This is a genomic window from Pseudomonas fortuita, from assembly GCF_026898135.2.
Classification (GTDB): Bacteria; Pseudomonadota; Gammaproteobacteria; order Pseudomonadales; family Pseudomonadaceae; genus Aquipseudomonas; species Aquipseudomonas fortuita.
In genome coordinates this window covers 5,180,057-5,197,981 of the sequence record NZ_CP114035.2, presented here as the reverse complement: position 1 = coordinate 5,197,981, position 17,925 = coordinate 5,180,057, and the positions used below count along the sequence as shown (strand labels likewise).

The 17,925-nt window shown below is 61.6% G+C and carries 20 protein-coding genes and 1 other RNA gene; 16 read left to right on the top strand and 5 right to left on the bottom strand.

The features are described 5' to 3' along the window. Positions 1–15: 15 nt before the first annotated feature. From rplM to OZ911_RS23770, 7 genes are all read left to right on the top strand, one after another. The gene (gene rplM / locus OZ911_RS23800; RefSeq protein ID WP_003260798.1) at positions 16–444 is read left to right on the top strand and encodes a 50S ribosomal protein L13; all 429 of its coding nucleotides are present in this window, start codon (positions 16–18) and stop codon (positions 442–444) included. A 14-nt stretch (positions 445–458) separates the two neighbouring features. After that, complete coding sequence (gene rpsI, locus OZ911_RS23795; protein ID WP_003260797.1) at positions 459–851, top strand: 30S ribosomal protein S9; 393 nt, start codon at positions 459–461, stop codon at positions 849–851. 262 nt (positions 852–1,113) lie between these two features. After that, the gene (petA, locus tag OZ911_RS23790; protein WP_016488981.1) at positions 1,114–1,707 is read left to right on the top strand and encodes a ubiquinol-cytochrome c reductase iron-sulfur subunit; all 594 of its coding nucleotides are present in this window, start codon (positions 1,114–1,116) and stop codon (positions 1,705–1,707) included. Further along, positions 1,707–2,918, top strand: a complete 1,212-nt coding sequence (locus OZ911_RS23785; RefSeq protein WP_024717460.1) for a cytochrome b — start codon at positions 1,707–1,709, stop codon at positions 2,916–2,918. Before petA ends, OZ911_RS23785 begins: the two co-directional genes overlap by 1 nt. Next, positions 2,918–3,697: a cytochrome c1 gene (locus OZ911_RS23780; protein ID WP_016488979.1), complete on the top strand. Its 780-nt coding sequence runs from the start codon at positions 2,918–2,920 to the stop codon at positions 3,695–3,697. Before OZ911_RS23785 ends, OZ911_RS23780 begins: the two co-directional genes overlap by 1 nt. Positions 3,698–3,814: 117 nt before the next feature. Further along, positions 3,815–4,438, top strand: a complete 624-nt coding sequence (locus OZ911_RS23775) for a glutathione S-transferase N-terminal domain-containing protein (RefSeq protein WP_016488978.1) — start codon at positions 3,815–3,817, stop codon at positions 4,436–4,438. A 10-nt stretch (positions 4,439–4,448) separates the two neighbouring features. Continuing rightward, the gene (locus OZ911_RS23770; protein ID WP_016488977.1) at positions 4,449–4,877 is read left to right on the top strand and encodes a ClpXP protease specificity-enhancing factor; all 429 of its coding nucleotides are present in this window, start codon (positions 4,449–4,451) and stop codon (positions 4,875–4,877) included. Between the two features lie 51 nt (positions 4,878–4,928). Here OZ911_RS23770 and OZ911_RS23765 read toward each other — a convergent pair whose 3' ends face one another. From OZ911_RS23765 to OZ911_RS23745, 5 genes are all read right to left on the bottom strand, one after another. Next, the gene (locus tag OZ911_RS23765; protein ID WP_016488976.1) at positions 4,929–5,147 is read right to left on the bottom strand and encodes a YgdI/YgdR family lipoprotein; all 219 of its coding nucleotides are present in this window, start codon (positions 5,145–5,147) and stop codon (positions 4,929–4,931) included. Between the two features lie 161 nt (positions 5,148–5,308). Further along, a complete protein-coding gene (locus OZ911_RS23760; protein ID WP_016488975.1) occupies positions 5,309–5,887 on the bottom strand; it encodes a BON domain-containing protein in 579 nt (192 codons plus the stop codon). Further along, positions 5,884–6,477: a phosphoheptose isomerase gene (locus OZ911_RS23755; protein WP_012274070.1), complete on the bottom strand. Its 594-nt coding sequence runs from the start codon at positions 6,475–6,477 to the stop codon at positions 5,884–5,886. Before OZ911_RS23755 ends, OZ911_RS23760 begins: the two co-directional genes overlap by 4 nt. An 86-nt stretch (positions 6,478–6,563) precedes the next feature. Then, entirely contained in the window at positions 6,564–6,935 is a 372-nt protein-coding gene (locus tag OZ911_RS23750; protein WP_016488974.1) for a YraN family protein, read from the bottom strand. Further along, the gene (locus tag OZ911_RS23745; RefSeq protein ID WP_016488973.1) at positions 6,935–8,752 is read right to left on the bottom strand and encodes a penicillin-binding protein activator; all 1,818 of its coding nucleotides are present in this window, start codon (positions 8,750–8,752) and stop codon (positions 6,935–6,937) included. Before OZ911_RS23745 ends, OZ911_RS23750 begins: the two co-directional genes overlap by 1 nt. Positions 8,753–9,019: 267 nt before the next feature. Here OZ911_RS23745 and rsmI point away from each other — a divergent pair, with 267 nt between their 5' ends. The 9 genes from rsmI to mraY all read left to right on the top strand — a co-directional run bounded on the left by rsmI (position 9,020) and on the right by mraY (position 17,924). Then, positions 9,020–9,814, top strand: coding sequence for a 16S rRNA (cytidine(1402)-2'-O)-methyltransferase (gene rsmI, locus OZ911_RS23740; protein ID WP_231995346.1), 795 nt, complete (start codon positions 9,020–9,022; stop codon positions 9,812–9,814). Positions 9,815–9,881: 67 nt separating this feature from the next. Further along, positions 9,882–10,257: RNase P RNA component class A (gene rnpB / locus OZ911_RS23735), an RNA gene on the top strand. Between the two features lie 309 nt (positions 10,258–10,566). Next, entirely contained in the window at positions 10,567–11,022 is a 456-nt protein-coding gene (gene mraZ, locus OZ911_RS23730) for a division/cell wall cluster transcriptional repressor MraZ (RefSeq protein ID WP_019439042.1), read from the top strand. Next, complete coding sequence (gene rsmH, locus OZ911_RS23725) at positions 11,019–11,966, top strand: 16S rRNA (cytosine(1402)-N(4))-methyltransferase RsmH (protein ID WP_016488970.1); 948 nt, start codon at positions 11,019–11,021, stop codon at positions 11,964–11,966. The genes mraZ and rsmH overlap by 4 nt, the downstream gene beginning before the upstream one ends. Beyond that, positions 11,963–12,256 (top strand): cell division protein FtsL, encoded by a 294-nt coding sequence (gene ftsL, locus OZ911_RS23720; RefSeq protein WP_016488969.1) that lies wholly within the window; start codon positions 11,963–11,965, stop codon positions 12,254–12,256. Before rsmH ends, ftsL begins: the two co-directional genes overlap by 4 nt. Beyond that, positions 12,256–13,995 (top strand): peptidoglycan D,D-transpeptidase FtsI family protein, encoded by a 1,740-nt coding sequence (locus OZ911_RS23715; RefSeq protein ID WP_161775544.1) that lies wholly within the window; start codon positions 12,256–12,258, stop codon positions 13,993–13,995. Before ftsL ends, OZ911_RS23715 begins: the two co-directional genes overlap by 1 nt. Further along, positions 13,992–15,482: a UDP-N-acetylmuramoyl-L-alanyl-D-glutamate--2,6-diaminopimelate ligase gene (locus OZ911_RS23710; protein WP_016488967.1), complete on the top strand. Its 1,491-nt coding sequence runs from the start codon at positions 13,992–13,994 to the stop codon at positions 15,480–15,482. Before OZ911_RS23715 ends, OZ911_RS23710 begins: the two co-directional genes overlap by 4 nt. Continuing rightward, positions 15,475–16,842 (top strand): UDP-N-acetylmuramoyl-tripeptide--D-alanyl-D-alanine ligase, encoded by a 1,368-nt coding sequence (locus tag OZ911_RS23705; protein ID WP_023048837.1) that lies wholly within the window; start codon positions 15,475–15,477, stop codon positions 16,840–16,842. Before OZ911_RS23710 ends, OZ911_RS23705 begins: the two co-directional genes overlap by 8 nt. Further along, positions 16,842–17,924, top strand: a complete 1,083-nt coding sequence (gene mraY / locus OZ911_RS23700; RefSeq protein WP_016488965.1) for a phospho-N-acetylmuramoyl-pentapeptide-transferase — start codon at positions 16,842–16,844, stop codon at positions 17,922–17,924. Before OZ911_RS23705 ends, mraY begins: the two co-directional genes overlap by 1 nt. The last annotated feature ends 1 nt before the right edge of the window (position 17,925 follow it).

Below are 17,925 nucleotides of genomic sequence, written 5' to 3'. Positions count from 1 at the left end.
CTGAGGCTTTAGAGAATGAAAACTTTTACTGCTAAACCGGAAACAGTAAAGCGCGAGTGGTTCGTAGTCGACGCCGCTGGCCAGACCCTGGGTCGTCTGGCTACCGAAATCGCTAGCCGTCTGCGTGGCAAACACAAACCAGAATACACCCCTCACGTTGACACCGGCGACTACATCGTCGTTATCAACGCCGAGCAGGTTCGTGTGACAGGTGCCAAGTCTTCCGACAAAATGTACTACTCCCACTCCGGCTTCCCGGGCGGTATCAAGGAAATCAACTTCGAGAAGTTGATCGCCAAGGCCCCTGAGCGTGTTATCGAAACCGCGGTCAAAGGCATGCTGCCTAAGAACCCGCTGGGTCGCGACATGTACCGCAAGCTGAAAGTGTACGCGGGTGCTGCTCACCCACACACTGCTCAGCAGCCTCAAGAACTGAAGATCTAACGGGATAGTTCATTATGTCGGCGACTCAAAATTACGGCACTGGCCGTCGCAAGACCGCAACCGCTCGCGTATTCCTGCGTCCGGGTACTGGTAACATTTCCATCAACAACCGTTCTCTGGACGTGTTCTTCGGTCGCGAAACCGCTCGCATGGTTGTTCGCCAGCCACTCGAGCTGACCGAAACCGTTGAGAAATTCGACATCTACGTCACCGTTTCCGGTGGTGGTGTCAGCGGTCAAGCCGGTGCGATCCGTCACGGTATCACCCGCGCTCTGATGGAATACGACGAAACCCTGCGTGGCGCTCTGCGTCGTGCTGGCTACGTCACCCGCGACGCTCGTGAAGTTGAGCGTAAGAAAGTGGGTCTGCGTAAAGCGCGTAAGCGTCCTCAGTACTCCAAGCGTTAATACCGCTTCGGCAGTCGAAAAAAGCCCGGTTCCTTGGAACCGGGCTTTTTTTTTGGCTTGAACTAACCTGTCAGCATGTCAGTGGCCGCTTGTCGCATAGACGCAGATCAAGCAAAGCGCGGGTTGTGGCCCTTGCTTGGGTAATCACCTTGTCAGTGTGTGGTTTTGTTTCTTACCATGGCTGCCAAATTTTAGTGCCATTGACACAACCTAAGTACGAGCCTGGTTCAACAGGCCAAGCAAGCTGATGGGAGAGGACTGAATGAGCAATGACGGCGTCAACGCAGGCCGGCGCCGCTTCCTCGTAGCCGCGACATCCGTGGTCGGGGCAGCGGGAGCAGTGGGGGCTGCGGTACCGTTCGTGGGGTCATGGTTTCCCAGTGCCAAGGCGAAAGCCGCGGGTGCACCGGTGAAGGTCAATATTGCCAAGGTCGAGGCCGGGCAGCAGATGGTGGCTGAGTGGCGTGGCCAGCCGGTGTTCATCGTGCGCCGAACGGAAGAAATCCTTGGCAACCTGAAAAAAATTACGGGTGACCTGTCTGATCCAGAGTCCAAGGCTTCGGTGCAGCCGACCTACGTCGACCCTGAGGTTCGCTCGATCAAGCCGGAAATCCTCATTCTCGTCGGCCTGTGCACGCACCTGGGCTGCTCGCCCACCTTCCGCCCGGAAGTTGCGCCTGCTGACCTTGGTCCGAAATGGGTGGGTGGCTATTTCTGCCCGTGCCACGGCTCCCACTACGACCTGGCCGGCCGTGTCTACAAGTCGCAGCCGGCACCTCTCAACCTGCCAGTGCCGCCGCACTCTTACGAGTCGGACGATATCATCGTCATCGGCGTCGACCAGGAGAACGCATGATGAGCAAGTTCATGGACTGGATTGATGCTCGCTTCCCCGCCACAAAAATGTGGGAAGACCACCTGAGCAAGTATTACGCGCCCAAGAACTTCAACTTCCTGTACTTCTTCGGCTCCCTGGCATTGCTGGTACTGGTCAACCAGATCGTCACCGGTGTGTGGCTGACCATGAGCTTCACGCCCTCGGCGGAAGAGGCGTTCGCTTCGGTCGAGTACATCATGCGTGACGTAGAATACGGCTGGATCCTGCGCTACCTGCACTCCACCGGTGCGTCGGCGTTCTTCATCGTGGTCTACCTGCACATGTTCCGCGGCCTGCTCTACGGCTCCTACCAGAAGCCACGCGAGCTGGTCTGGCTGTTTGGCATGCTGATCTACCTTGCGCTGATGGCGGAAGCCTTCATGGGTTACCTGCTGCCGTGGGGCCAGATGTCGTACTGGGGTGCCCAGGTAATCATCTCCCTGTTCGGCGCCATCCCGGTGATCGGTGACGACCTCACCCAGTGGATCCGCGGTGACTACCTGATTTCGGGCATCACCCTGAACCGCTTCTTCGCCCTGCATGTGGTCGCCCTGCCCATCGTGATTCTCGGCCTGGTGGTGCTGCACATTCTTGCTCTGCACGAAGTGGGTTCGAACAACCCCGATGGTGTCGACATCAAGAAGAAAAAGGACGAAAACGGCATTCCGCTGGACGGTATCCCGTTCCACCCTTACTACACCGTCAAGGATATCGTTGGCGTGGTGGTGTTCCTCTTCGTGTTCTGCGCTGTGGTGTTCTTCTTCCCGGAGATGGGTGGTTACTTCCTGGAAAAACCGAACTTCGAGCAGGCCAACGCCTTCAAGACGCCCGAGCACATCGCGCCGGTGTGGTACTTCACACCGTTCTACGCGATCTTGCGCGCGGTGCCTGACAAGCTGATGGGCGTGATCGCCATGGGTGCGGCCATCGCTGTGCTGTTCGTGCTGCCCTGGCTTGACCGCAGCCCGGTACGTTCCATGCGTTACAAGGGCTGGATCAGCAAGCTCTTCCTGCTGGTGTTCTGCGTGGCCTTCGTCATCCTCGGCGTGCTGGGCGTGCTGGCGCCGACACCTGGGCGTACCTTGCTGTCGCAGGTGTGCACGGTGTTGTACTTCGCCTACTTCCTGCTGATGCCGTTCTACACAAGGCTCGAGAAGACCAAACCGGTTCCGGAAAGGGTGACTGGCTGATGAAAAAGTTGATTGCAGTATTTTTGCTGGCAGTGATGCCTGCCTTTTCCTTCGCTGCCGAACATGGCCTGGAGCTGGACAAGGTCGATATCGACCTGACTGACAAGGCGGCCATGCAGGACGGTGCGCGCACCTTTGCCAACTATTGCATGGGTTGCCACAGTGCCAAGTTCCAGCGTTACGAGCGGGTGGCTGATGACCTGGGCATCCCTCACGAGCTGATGCTCGAGAAGCTGGTGTTCACCGGCGCCAAAATCGGTGACCACATGCAGATCGGCATGAAGCCCAGCGACGCAAAGACCTGGTTCGGCGCTGCGCCACCCGACCTGACCCTGGTCGCCCGTGTGCGGGGTACCGACTGGCTGTACAGCTACCTGCGCAGCTTCTACGAAGACCCGTCGCGCCCTTACGGGGTGAACAACAAGGTGTTCCCGAACGTGGGCATGCCTAACGTGCTGGTTGGCCTGCAGGGTAACCAGGTGGTTGGCTGCAAGCAGGTGCAGACCGTGGTCGATGGCAAGAAGCAATTTGACCCGTTGACCGGCAGCCCGATCACCCATGAAGCCTGTGACCAGCTGACCATTACGCCGAATTCCGGTACCCTGACGACCGAGCAGTTCGACGAGAAGGTCAAGAACCTGGTGACCTTCCTGGCCTATTCGGCCAACCCGGTCAAACTGGAAAGCCAGCGCATTGGTACCTACGTGTTGCTGTACCTGGCTTTCTTCTTCGTATTCGCCTACTTGCTCAAGCGTGAATACTGGAAGGACGTGCACTGATCACGCAGTAGTTTCTGGTTGTTGAACGCGCCCGGGGCGCCCTGGCAGTTTTGCCAGGGTACCCCGGGCGCGTTTTCATTTACAGTTGCACAAGCATCCCGTGCGAGGAGCCGCTACATGGGCGCAACCAACAGGTTAGCCTGCTATTCCGATCCCGCTGATCATTATTCTCATCGGGTACGCCTTGTGCTGGCCGAGAAGGGTGTCAGCGTCCAGGTCATCGATGTCGACCCCAGTCGCCTGCCGGCCAGGCTGGCCGAGGTGAACCCTTACGGCAGTGTGCCGACCCTGGTCGACCGTGACCTGGCGTTGTATGAGTCGACCGTGGTGATGGAATACCTCGAGGAGCGTTACCCGCACCCACCGCTGATGCCGGTGTACCCGGTTGCGCGGGGTAACAGCCGTTTGCTGATGCACCGCATCCAGCGCGACTGGTGTGCCTTGGCCGACACCGTTCTGGACGCGCGCAGCACCGAGGCCGCCCGTGCCGAGGCACGCAAGGCCCTGCGCGAAAGCCTGACCGGTGTTTCACCATTGTTCGGTGAGTACGCCTGTTTCATGAGTGAGGAGCAAAGCCTGGTCGATTGCTGTCTATTGCCCATACTCTGGCGTTTGCCGGTGTTGGGTATCGAATTGCCGCGGCAAGCCAAGCCGCTGCTGGATTACATGGAGCGGCAGTTCGCTCGCGAGCCTTTCCTGGCGAGCCTGTCCTCCGTAGAACGTGAAATGCGCAAGCTTTAAGGAGCTGTTGATGAACTCCAGTCGCCCCTATCTGGTTCGAGCACTGTATGAGTGGATCGTCGACAACGATTGCACGCCCCACATGCTGGTCAATGCCGAATACCCGAAAGTCCAGGTGCCGGATGGTTTCGCCAGTGATGGTCAGATCGTCTTGAATATCTCGCCAAGTGCCGTGCGCAGCCTGCACATGGATAACGACGCAGTCAGCTTCGAGGGCCGCTTCAGTGGCGTGGCCCATTCGCTGTTCGTGCCGGTTGGCGCCATCCTGGGCATCTATGCCCGTGAAAATGGCCAAGGCATGGTCTTCGAGCTGGAGTCGCCGATGGATGGCGACGAGCTGGAAGAGGATGATGTGCAGCCGGACGACGATGGCCCGCCGGAAGGGGGTGGCCAGCCGCCGCGCCCAAGTGGTCGGCCAAGCCTGAAAGTGGTCAAGTAACAAAAAAGGCGATCCAACTGGATCGCCTTTTTCTTTGCCGCCAACTTCGGGTTACAGGTCGCTGATAGTGCGTACCTGGTCCTTGTTGATGCGGGTGCGCTTGCCATCGAGTTGCTGGAACTCGTAGAAGCCTGCATCGCGGTCGTACTTCGGTGCGTCGACAGCCTGGATTTCACGGCCATCGTTGAGGGTGATCAGGCTTGGCGTGGAGCAGCCGGCCAGGGTGGCGAAGGTGCCGATCAGCAGGGCAGGCAGCAGAAGCTTTTTCATGCGGTGTTTCCTGGGTTTCTGAAAGGTGGGGCATTGTTGTTGCTTGTACTGGCCCTTTCGCGGGTAAAACCGCTCCCACAGGAATGCACAAGGCTTGAAAGCTGTGAGATCCCTGTGGGCGCGGGTTCACCCGCGAAGAGGCCGGTGCAGGCAGCAATGAATCAGTCGATGTACTCGAACAGCTTGACGATCTTCTGCACACCCGACACGCCCTGTACCACGGCGGTGGCCGAATTGGCCTCCTGTTGGGTCACCAGGCCGAGCAGATAGACGATACCGTTTTCGGTAATCACCTTGATGCGCGAGCTTGGCACGGCGCTGTCACCCAGCATCTGGGTCTTGATCTTGGTGGTCAGCCAGGCGTCGTTGTTGCGTGCCAGGATGGAGGAGGGTTGCATCACCTGCAGTTCGTTGTGCACTTTCTTGACGCGCTGTACCTGGCTGGCGGTTTGCTCGGCGAGGCTCTTGAGGTCGGCGCGTGGGGTCTGGCCGGCCAGCAGGACGATGCCGTTGTAGCTGCTGACAACAATGTGCGAGCCCTTGTCCAGGTCAGGGCTGGCCTTGGAAATGTTCACCGAGGCCTTGGTTTCGATCAGCGAGTCGTCGATCTTGCTGCCAATGGTGCGCGTACCGCGATCGTCTTCGATCGGCGAATTGCGCGTAGAAGTAAGTACCGAGCTGCAACCGGTGACGCTCAGGCACAGAGTCAGGGCCATCAGGCCGAGGCGCATAGGGGTCATTCTTCACTCCCGAACAGTTGGCTGTCGATCAGATCGCACAGGCAGTGGATCGCCAGCAGGTGGACTTCCTGGATGCGTGCGGTAACCGTCGAAGGTACGCGGATTTCCACGTCTTCGGGCAGCAGCAGCGAAGCCATGCCGCCGCCGTCGCGGCCGGTCAATGCTACGACAATCATTTCGCGGTCATGTGCGGCCTGGATCGCCTGGATGACGTTGGCCGAATTGCCGCTGGTGGAGATTGCCAGCAGAACGTCGCCGGGCTGGCCCAGGGCGCGAATCTGCTTGGAAAAGACTTCGTTGTAGCTGTAGTCGTTGGCGATCGAGGTCAGGGTCGAGCTGTCGGTGGTCAGCGCGATGGCTGGCAGGCTCGGGCGCTCGCGCTCGAAACGGTTGAGCAGTTCCGACGAAAAGTGCTGGGCATCACCGGCCGAGCCGCCGTTGCCACAGGCGAGCATCTTGCCCTCGTTGAGCAGCGCATTGACCATGACCAGGCTGGCCTGCTCGATGTGCGGTGCCAGGATGTCCATTGCCTGTTGCTTGGTATCGATGCTGGCCTGGAACAGCCGGCGAATTCGGGATTGCATGTCCATCTGGTGACCTTAAGTGGGGCGGTGGCCTTTGCGACGCGCAACAACGACCAGCCCGCGAAACATAGAGCAAAAAAAACGAAGTGGGTTCAGCATTCGAAGGCGTTTTTCAGCCATTGAAGCGGCCTGCCTGCATGGTGGCTGCCCTGCAGGGCGACTACGTCGAAGCGGCAGGGGTGGTTGCCCCAGTGGGGCGCCTTCTGCAGGTACCGGCTGGCGGCGAGCACCAACCGTTTCTGCTTGCGCCCGTCGATGCTGGCGAGGGCGCCACCGAAGCACGCGTGCAACCGGTAGCGGACTTCGACGAATACTACTGTATCGGCGTCAAGCATGACCAGATCAAGCTCACCGCCTTTGCATCGCCAGTTACGCGCCAGCAGCTGCAGGCCCTGCCCTTGAAGGTACTCAAGGGCTTGGGTTTCTGCTGCTTGCCCGGCGCTTGTGGGCGACGCTGTTGGCATCAGCGCGCGGTGTCAGGCAGGCGCTTGACCTGGCCGCCGGCAAACTCGGCCCATGGCAGCTGGCGCTCGATACGCTGGTTGGCGTTGATGCTCAGGCTGCCCGAAAGGCCCTGGACACGGTTGTCCGGCAGCGCTTTCAGCTGGCCCAGGCGCGGCGCCAGGCTGTAGGCATCGACGCCCATGGCATACAGGCGGCCAAGGCTGCCAGCGGCCTGCGGCCACTGCTGTACCACTTGCTGGCGCAGGCTGTTGCTGGTGTCGAGCAGCCACGGCGTTTCGCAGAAGCGGATGCCGTTCATGTCATTGTACTGGTTGACGTCGCCGCTGGCGCTGTACAGGTTCGAGGTGGCATAGACCGGGACGTCACCGGCGTACTGGAAGTTCAGGGTCGGCTTGATCTGCTGGGCCTGTTGCGGGGTCGAGGCCAGGAAGATGAAATCGATATCCTGGCGGCGCGACGGTTGTGCGGCGATGCTGCCGCCTACCGTGCTTTGCAGGCTCTTGGCGCGGCCTTCGCTCTGGCGCAGCTGGAACAGGTCGGCGATCTGTTGGGCGAGGGCAACCGGCTGGGCAATGCGCTCGGCAGCGAGCAGGGTGCCGCCATTGCCTTCCCAGTCCTGGCGGAAGGCGGCCAGCACGCGGTCACCCCATTCGCCACTCGGCACCAGGGCCACGGCGCGGACCATGCCGTCGGCGCGAGCGCGGCGGGCGACTTCGCGTGCTTCATCTTCGGCAGCCAGGCCGAACTGGAACAGTTGCGGCGGGGCCTTCTGGCCGGCGTCGGCGTAGTTCAGGGCCAGTGTGGTGATCGGCAGTTGCGGTTTGGCGGCCAGTTGTTTGACCAGTGGCTTTTCAAGCGGGCCGATGACCAGTTGCACGCCGGCGGCCTGGGCCTGGCGATAGAAATCGTCTAGCGAGCCGATGCGCGAGCTGTCGAACACTTGCACCGCAGGCGCTGGCTGGCCAGCTTGCTGGGCCTGGAAGTGGGCGGCCATGAAACCGTCACGCAGGGCGCGGGCAACACCGGCAAGCGGGCCTTCCTGGGGCAGCAGCAGGGCGATCTTGGTCAGTGGCTGGCTGGCCAGCTCCTTGAGCTTGGTCAGCGCCAGCGGCAGTTGCTGGGCGGCAGGGTGGCCTGGGTGCTGTTTGACCCAGGTATCGATGGCCGCTTGCTGCTGCTCCAGGGTGCCGGCGCTCTTCACGGCGAAGGCGAGGCTGGTCCAGCCGGCCAGGGTCTGGTCGTTGGCTGGCTGCTGCAGTTGCTCTGCCGGCAACGAGGCGACCAGTGCCCAGATGGCGTCATTGTTGGCGCTGGCAGCCTGGCCGCTGAGCAGCGGGGCCAGCAGCACGCGCTGTTGCGCGGCAGCCAGGGTCTGGCCGTCGGCTTCAAGGGCGGCGGCGTGCACATTGTAAGTGCGCGCTTGCTGCTCCGCCGGCAGCTCGGCTACACGTTGCAGGCTGGGGTGAGCCAGGGCAGTCAGGGCCGCCTTGGGCTGGTTTCGACTCATGGCCAGCTCGGCCGCGAGGGTGCTGGCGAACACTTGCTGGGCCGGCTTGAGTGTGTCCAGCGGGACTTGCTCAAGAATGCGTGCGGCGCGTGGGAAGTCCTTCTGCTTGTAGGCCAGGTCGGCCGCGCTCAGGCGCAGCAGGGCGGCATCTTCCGCTGACTTGCTGGAAGCGGCTTTTTCGAGCAGTTGCTCGATGCTGGCATCCGGGGTGCGTGGCAGTTCGCCCAGGCTGGATGAGGGCGAGCTGGCGCAGGCTGCCAGCAGGGCAGCGAGGCAGAGGGCTGTGAGCAGCCGCAGGCAAGCGATCATGTAAAGGTCCTGTTACTCGATCAAGTTGGCCGGCAATTGTACCCAAGCACTGGCCGGGGCGCGATGTTGCTGTGCTGATCCTTCACTATAGGTGGCCTGCCGCCGATCGCTGGCGAAGTTCTTTGCGCCCTGTTGCAGGCGCTCGGGCTACAATGGCGCCTTTGATCCGAATGACAGGTGTGCGCAGTGACTGATGTGGCAGGGGCTTCGAAATCCACGGTGGGGACGCTGTATGTGGTGGCAACCCCCATCGGCAACCTCGACGACATGAGCGCCCGGGCGCTGAAGGTGCTGGCGGATGTGGCGCTGATCGCCGCCGAAGACACCCGCCATTCGATCCGCCTGCTGCAACACTTTGGCATCGACACACCGCTGGCGGCCTGTCATGAACACAATGAGCGTGATGAGGGCGGGCGTTTTCTCACCAAGCTGCTGGCTGGCGAGAACGTGGCACTGGTTTCCGATGCCGGCACGCCGCTGATTTCCGACCCGGGCTACCACTTGGTACGCCAGGCGCGGGCTGCGGGGGTGAGCGTGGTGCCGGTGCCGGGCGCCTGCGCCTTGATCGCCGCACTGTCGGCGGCCGGCCTGCCGTCGGACCGCTTCATTTTCGAAGGCTTCCTGCCGGCCAAGCAGGCCGGGCGCCGGGCGCGCCTCGAGCAGGTGAAGGAAGAGCCGCGTACGCTGATTTTCTATGAGGCCCCGCACCGTATCCTCGAATGCCTCGAAGACATGGAGCTGGTTTTTGGTGGCGAACGCCCGGCACTGCTGGCGCGCGAGCTGACCAAGACCTTCGAGACCCTGAAGGGCCTGCCGCTGGCCGAGCTGCGCGCGTTCGTTGCCGGCGACAGCAACCAGCAGCGCGGTGAGTGCGTGGTACTGGTTGGCGGCTGGAGCGCGCCGGAGGGCGAGCAGGCCATCAGTACCGAGGCCCAGCGAGTACTCGACCTGCTGTTGGCCGAGCTGCCACTGAAGCGGGCTGCGGCGCTGGCGGCGGAAATTACCGGTGTGCGCAAGAACCTGTTGTATCAACTTGCGCTGGAAAAGCAGAAAACCGAATAGTGGCAGTTTGATATAATTGCCGGTATTGCTTGTTCTTGTGCGCGCGTGCCGGTAACCTTGGCGGCGGAGAGTCGATCGGACAGTCGCTGCCTGTTTTTGTTCCGCAACTTTTTGTTGTGTGAGCAGCAGGGGGAGGAAAGTCCGGGCTCCATAGGGCAGAGTGCCAGGTAACGCCTGGGAGGCGCGAGCCTACGGAAAGTGCCACAGAAAATAACCGCCTAAGCACTTCGGTGCCGGTAAGGGTGAAAAGGTGCGGTAAGAGCGCACCGCACGTCTGGCAACAGTTCGTGGCTAGGTAAACCCCACTCGGAGCAAGACCAAATAGGGTTCCATCAGGCGTGGCCCGCGTCGGAACCGGGTAGGTTGCTAGAGGCGTCCAGTGATGGCCGTCGTAGAGGAATGACTGTCCTCGACAAAACCCGGCTTACAGATCGACTCTCCACCTTTTCCTCCCCTGCTTGATTCGATAGCAGATCCTCTCTGGTAATACCGAAAAAATCTTACTCTTGATAAATCACTTTAAGTTCGAACTCCATTTGCTTGCGTGGGTTTGATTTTTCTCGTGTTTTCTCTTCCTCGGTAGTGCTTCCACATTCCCTTATCGCGCTAAATCTCGGTCCTGTAAGGCTTTTCCTTATGAACGTGCCTTGACGGTGCTGCGGGCGGATTCCTATAGTGTGCGCAAGTGGCAGAAAGTGGGATGAAGTGGGTTTTCTGGCACAAAAAAGCTAACATTGTGGGGAATCACAGCCTTGTTCCGCGGAGCCAACGCCGTCAGCCTCGATGCCAAGGGACGTCTCGCCATGCCGAGTCGGTACCGTGACGAGCTGGATTCGCGTTGCAATGGCCAGCTGATCGTGACCATTGACGCCGTTGACCCCTGCTTGTGCGTATACCCCCTCGATGAGTGGGAACAGATAGAAGCCAAGTTGCGAGCCTTGCCATCGTTGCGTGAGGAAAACCGCCGTCTGCAGCGTTTGCTGATCGGTAATGCGGTTGACCTGGAGCTCGATGGCAGTGGGCGTTTCCTGGTGCCGCCCCGCCTGCGTGAGTACGCCAAGCTCGACAAGAAGGCGATGCTGGTGGGGCAACTGAACAAATTCCAGCTGTGGGATGAAGATGCCTGGAACACGGTTTCGGCAGCCGACCTTGCAGCTATTCAACAACCGGGCGCCATGCCCGACGAATTGCGTGACCTGATCCTGTGACCATAGATAGCGGCTTCAACCACATTACCGTCCTGCTCGACGAAGCTGTCGAGGCATTGGCCCTGCGCGCCGACGGTTGCTATCTGGACGGCACCTTCGGCCGTGGCGGACACAGCCGGCTGATTCTCAGCAAGCTCGGGCCGCAAGGGCGGCTGCTGGGCTTCGACAAAGATCCACAGGCGATTGCCACGGGGCAAGCGCTGGCGGCCGAAGACGGCCGCTTTGTCATTGTGCAGCGCAGCTTTGCCGAGCTGGGTGCAGAAGTGGCCGAACGCGGCCTGCACGGAAAGGTCAGCGGTGTACTGCTGGACCTGGGCGTGTCCTCGCCGCAACTGGATGACCCAGAGCGTGGCTTCAGTTTCCTCAATGATGGCCCGCTGGACATGCGCATGAACCCGGATCAGGGCATCAGTGCCGCCGAGTTCATCGCCACTGCGCCTGTGGAAGAAATTGCCCGTGTCTTCAAAGAGTACGGTGAAGAGCGTTTCTCCGGCCGCATGGCGCGTGCCGTGGTCGAGCGCCGCGAAAAGGAGCCGTTCACCCGCACTGCCGACCTGGCGGAAGTGCTGAAGGTTGCCAACCCGGCCTGGGAAAAAGGCAAGAACCCGGCTACCCGTGCCTTCCAGGGGCTGCGGATCCATGTCAACAACGAGCTGGGTGACCTGGAGGCTGGCCTGGAGGCCGCGCTGGATGCACTCGAGGTCGGTGGCCGCCTGGCAGTGATCAGTTTCCACTCCCTTGAGGACCGTATCGTCAAGCTGTTCATGCGCAAGCTGGTCAAGGGCGAGGCCGACAACCTGCCACGCAACCTGCCGGTACAGCACAAAGTCTTCGAGCCGAAAATCAAGCTCATCGGCAAGGCCCAGTTCGCCTCCGAAGCCGAGCTCAAGGCCAACCCACGCTCGCGTAGCGCCGTGATGCGTGTGGCGGAGAAACTGCGGTGAGCAGGCTCTTTGCCAAGCCTTTGCCAGGCGGAAGCTTCCTGATGCTTCTGCTGTTTATCGGCGTGCTGGTTTCGGCCGTCGCCGTGTCCTACAGCGCGCACTGGAACCGTCAGTTGCTCAATACCCTTTACGGCGAGTTGAATGAGCGTGACAAGGCCCAGGCCGAGTGGGGCCGGCTGATTCTGGAACAGAGCACCTGGACCGCCGCCAGCCGTATCGAAAACCTGGCTTCCGAGCAGTTGAAAATGCGCGTGCCTGCGGCTGACGAAGTGCGGATGGTGGCGCCATGATGAAGCTCGAAGGCGCACTCTACCCGTGGCGCTTCCGCGTGGTGATCGGCTTGCTGGCAATCATGGTCGGCGCTATCTGCTGGCGCATCATCGACCTGCAAGTGGTCGACCGTGACTTCCTCAAGGGGCAGGGCGATGCGCGCAGTTTGCGTCACATCCCTATCCCTGCGCACCGTGGCCTGATCACCGACCGCAACGGTGAACCATTGGCTGTGAGTACCCCGGTCACCACCCTGTGGGCCAACCCCAAGGAAATGCAGGCGTCCAAAGACCGCTGGCCACAGCTGGCCGCAGCGCTGGGGCAAAACCCGCAGCAACTGGTCGAGCGCCTGACCCAGCAGGCCAGCAAAGAGTTCATCTACCTGGTCCGCGGCCTGACCCCGGAGCAGGGCCAGCACGTGCTCGACCTGAAAGTGCCTGGTGTGTACGGCCTGGAAGAATTCCGCCGCTTCTATCCGGCCGGCGATGTCACCGCGCACATGGTCGGCTTCACCGACCTCGACGACCACGGTCGCGAAGGGGTGGAACTGGCCTATGACGAGTGGCTGGCCGGCGTGCCCGGCAAGCGGCAGGTGATCAAGGACCGGCGTGGCCGGCTGATCAAGGACATCCAGGTAACCAAGAACGCCAAGGCCGGCAAGACCTTGGCGTTGTCGATAGACCTGCGCCTGCAGTACCTGGCTACCCGCGAGCTGCGCAACGCCATTGCCGAGCAGGACGCCAAGGCCGGCAGCCTGGTGATCATGGACGTCAAGACTGGTGAAGTCCTGGCCATGGTCAACCAGCCAACCTACAACCCGAACAACCGCCGCAGCATGTTCCCGGCAGCGATGCGCAACCGGGCAATCATCGACGTGTTCGAGCCCGGTTCCACGGTCAAGCCGATTTCCATGAGTGCGGCACTGCAAAGCGGCCGCTGGAAGCCGACCGACAAGGTCGAGGTTTACCCGGGCAGCTTGCAGATCGGCCGCTACACCATCAAGGACGTGTCGCGCAGCGAGGGCCCGATCCTCGACCTGACCGGCATCCTGATCAACTCCAGTAACGTCGGCATGAGCAAGATCGCCTTCGACATTGGTGGCGAGGCCATCTACCGCGTCATGTCCCAGGTCGGCCTGGGCCAGTACACCGGCCTTGGCTTCCCGGGTGAGCGTGTCGGCAACCTGCCCAACCACCGCGAGTGGCGCAAGGCTGAAACCGCGACCCTTTCCTATGGCTATGGCCTGTCGGTGACCGCCCTGCAGCTGGTGCATGCCTACGCGGCGCTGGCCAACGACGGCAAGATGGTGCCGCTGTCGATCATCAAGGTCGACAAGGCTCCGGAAGCTGTGCAAGCCATTCCGAAGGAAACCGCCGAAACCGTTCAGGGCATGCTGCAGCAGGTGATTGAAGCACCGCGTGGTGTGTTCCGTGCCCAGGTGCCGTTCTATCACGTGGCCGGCAAGTCCGGCACAGCGCGTAAAGCCACGGTGGGGTCCAAGGGGTACACCGAAAACGCCTACCGTTCGCTGTTCGCCGGCTTCGGGCCAATGAGCGACCCGCGCTACGCCATCGTCGTGGTCATCGACGAGCCGGGCAAGGGTGGTTACTTCGGTGGCCTGGTTTCGGCGCCGGTATTCAGCAAGGTCATGTCCGGCACCCTGCGTTTGATGAACGTACCGCCAGACAACCTGCCGCCACCGGCACCCGCCGAACAGTCGCAAGTCAATGCAGCAGCCGCCAAGGGAGGGCGTGGATGATGACAATGCCATTGAGCAAGCTTTTCGCTCACGCCAGCCGTGACCCGCTGATTCGTGAACTGACCCTGGACAGCCGCAATGTACGCCCCGGCGATCTGTTCCTGGCCGTGCCGGGCGCCAAGGTTGATGGCCGCGAACATATCGCCGATGCCTTGGCCCGTGGCGCTGCCGCCGTGGCCTATGAAGAGCAGGGCGCCAACGTGCTGCCGCTGACCGATGTGCCGCTGATTCCGGTCAAGGGCCTGATCGCCCAACTCTCGGACATCGCCGGGCGCTTCTATGGTGAGCCCAGCCGCCAGCTGAACCTGGTGGGTGTGACCGGTACCAACGGCAAGACCAGCGTTACTCAATTGGTGGCCCAGGCGCTTGATGTGCTCGGCCAGCGCTGCGGCCTTATTGGCACTTTGGGGACCGGCTTTTACGGTGAACTGCAAAGTGGTCGCCTGACCACGCCAGACCCGATTGCCGTACAGTCCACCCTTTACGACCTGAAAAAGCAGGGCGCCAAGGCCGTGGCCATGGAGGTTTCCTCTCACGCCCTGGAGCAAGGGCGTGTCGCTGCGTTGGCGTTCGACATCGCGGTCATGACCAACCTGTCCCGTGATCACCTGGATTACCACGGCAGCATGCAGGCGTATGAGGCGGCCAAGGCCAAGCTGTTCGCCTGGCCAAACCTGCGTTGCCAGGTGGTCAACCTGGATGACGACTTTGGTCGTCGCCTGGCCGAAGACTTTGCTCGCCGCCCGAGTGTCGACCTGGTCGAGACCCGGCTGCTCAGCTATAGCCTGGAAAACCCCGACGCCTCGCTGTTCTGCCGCGAGGCCGTGTTCAGTGACGATGGCGTGCGAGCCACGCTGGTGACTGCTCAGGGTGAGCGCACCCTGCGCAGCCAGCTGCTGGGCCGCTTCAACCTGAGCAACATGCTGGCCGCCGTGGCAACCCTGCTGGCGCTGGATTACGCGCTGGACGAAATCCTTGAGGTCACCCCGCGCCTGCAAGGTCCAGTAGGCCGCATGCAGCGCCTGGGTGGCGGTCAAAAACCACTGGTGGTGGTCGACTACGCGCACACCCCGGACGCCCTGGAAAAAGTGCTTGAAGCCCTGCGCCCGCATGCCCACGGCCAACTGTTGTGCCTGTTTGGCTGCGGCGGCGACCGTGATCGCGGTAAGCGCCCATTGATGGCTGAAGTGGCCGAGCGCCTGGCCGACCGTGTGCTGGTCACCGACGACAACCCGCGCACGGAAGACCCGCTGCGCATCTTCGACGACATCCGTCCCGGCTTCACCAAGCCTGAAGACGTCGAGTTCGTCGCCGGCCGTGGCGAAGCCATTGCGCACCTGATCGCCTCAGCCGCTGCCAACGACGTGATCGTGCTGGCGGGCAAGGGGCATGAGGATTATCAGGAGATCAATGGCGAGCGCCATGGCTTCTCCGACCTGACCGAAGCCGAGAAGGCCCTTGCAGCCTGGGAGGCTCCACATGCTTAAGCCGATGACACTCAGCCAGCTGACCACAGCACTGAGTGGTCAACAAGTCGGTACCGACGCCACTTTCACCGGTGTCAGCATCGACAGCCGCAGTGTCAGCGCCGGGCAGCTGTTCGTCGCCTTGGCCGGCCCGCGTTTCGATGGCCATGACTACCTGGCTGATGTCAAAGCCAAAGGCGCAGTCGCCGCCCTGGTCGAGCGTGAGGTGGCCGGTGTCGACCTGCCGCAGTTGCGGGTCAATGATTGCCGGGTAGCGCTTGGTCAGCTCGGCGCCCTGAACCGCGCTGCGTTCGACAAGCCCGTGGTGGCGATTACCGGTTCCAGTGGCAAGACCACGGTCAAGGAGATGCTTGCCAGCATCCTGCGCACCCGCGGCCTGGTGCATGCCACCCGCGGCAACCTGAACAACGACCTTGGCGCGCCGCTGACCCTGCTGGAAATCGCTCCGGAGCACAGCGCTGCAGTGATCGAGCTGGGTGCGTCGCGCATCGGTGAAATCCGCTACACCGTCGGCCTGGCCAACCCTCAGGTGGTCATCATCAATAACGCAGGTACCGCCCACGTTGGCGAATTCGGTGGGCCCGAGAAGATCGTCGAAGCCAAGGGCGAAATTCTCGAAGGCCTGGATGAGGGCGGTGTCGCCATCCTCAACCTGGCCGACAAGGCGTTCGAAATCTGGCGCAAACGTGCCGGCAACCACCGCATCTTCACGTTTGCACTGGATAACCCGCAGGCCGATTTCCACGCCAGCGACATTGGTCGCGACGCGCGTGGCTGCCCGTCGTTCACCCTGCACGGGCCTGATGGCAGCGTGCAGGTACAGCTGAACCTTCTGGGTACCCATAACGTCAGCAACGCCCTGGCTGCCGCCGCTGCCGCCCATGCCGTTGGTCTGACCCTGAACGGCATTGCCGCCGGCCTGGCTGCCGTGCAGCCGGTCAAGGGCCGCACCGTGGCGCAGGTCGCGCCGAACGGTGTGCGGGTGATCGACGACAGTTACAACGCAAATCCCACCTCCATGTGCGCGGCCGTTGATATACTCGCCGGCTTTTCCGGACGCACCGTCCTGGTGCTTGGGGATATCGGCGAATTGGGGCAATGGGCGCAAGAAGGCCACCGTCAGGTGGGTGACTACGCGCGTGGCAAGGTCGACGCCCTGTACGCAGTGGGTTCCAACATGATGCATGCGGTCACGGCGTTCGGCGCCAATGGCCATCATTTCGCTACTCAAGCTGAGCTGATCGACGCTGTTCGCGCTGAAAATGCCAGCGACACCACTATCTTGATCAAGGGCTCGCGCAGCGCTGCGATGGAAAACGTCGTGGCGGCATTGTGCGGTGCCAGCGGGGAGAAACATTAATGCTGCTGCTGTTGGCCGAGTATCTGCAACAGTTCCACAAAGGCTTCGCGGTCTTCCAGTACCTGTCCCTGCGCGGGATTCTTGGTGTACTGACCGCGTTGTCCCTGGCGCTGTGGCTGGGGCCGTGGATGATCCGTACCCTGCAAATTCGCCAGATCGGCCAGGCCGTGCGTAACGACGGCCCGCAATCGCACCTGTCCAAGTCCGGCACCCCGACCATGGGTGGCGCACTGATCCTGTCGGCCATCGCCATCAGCACCCTGCTGTGGGCTGATCTGTCCAACCGCTACGTGTGGGTGGTGCTGATCGTGACCTTGGCATTCGGTGCGATCGGCTGGGTTGACGACTACCGCAAGGTGATCGAAAAGAACTCCCGTGGCCTGCCAAGCCGCTGGAAGTACTTCTGGCAGTCGGTGTTCGGGCTGGCTGCGGCCGTGTTCCTGTACAAGACGGCGCCGACCAGCGTCGAGACCACGCTGATCCTGCCGTTCATCAAGGATGTCACTATCCCGCTGGGCATTGGCTTCGTCGTGCTGACCTACTTCGTGATCGTCGGCTCCAGCAACGCGGTCAACCTTACCGATGGCCTCGACGGCCTGGCAATCATGCCGACGGTGATGGTGGGCGGCGCCCTGGGCATCTTCTGCTACCTGTCGGGTAACGTGAAGTTCGCCGAATACCTGCTGATCCCCTACGTGCCGGGCTCGGGTGAGCTGATCGTGTTCTGCGGCGCGCTGATCGGCGCCGGCCTGGGCTTCCTGTGGTTCAACACCTACCCGGCACAAGTCTTCATGGGTGACGTCGGCGCGCTGGCGCTGGGCGCCGCGCTGGGCACCATCGCCGTGATCGTCCGCCAGGAAATCGTGCTGTTCATCATGGGCGGCATCTTCGTGGTGGAAACCCTGTCGGTGGTGATCCAGGTCGCCTCCTTCAAGCTGACCGGCAAGCGCGTGTTCCGCATGGCGCCGATCCACCACCACTTTGAACTCAAGGGCTGGCCAGAGCCACGGGTGATCGTCCGCTTCTGGATCATCACCGTGATTCTGGTGCTGATCGGCCTTGCAACCCTGAAACTGAGGTAGA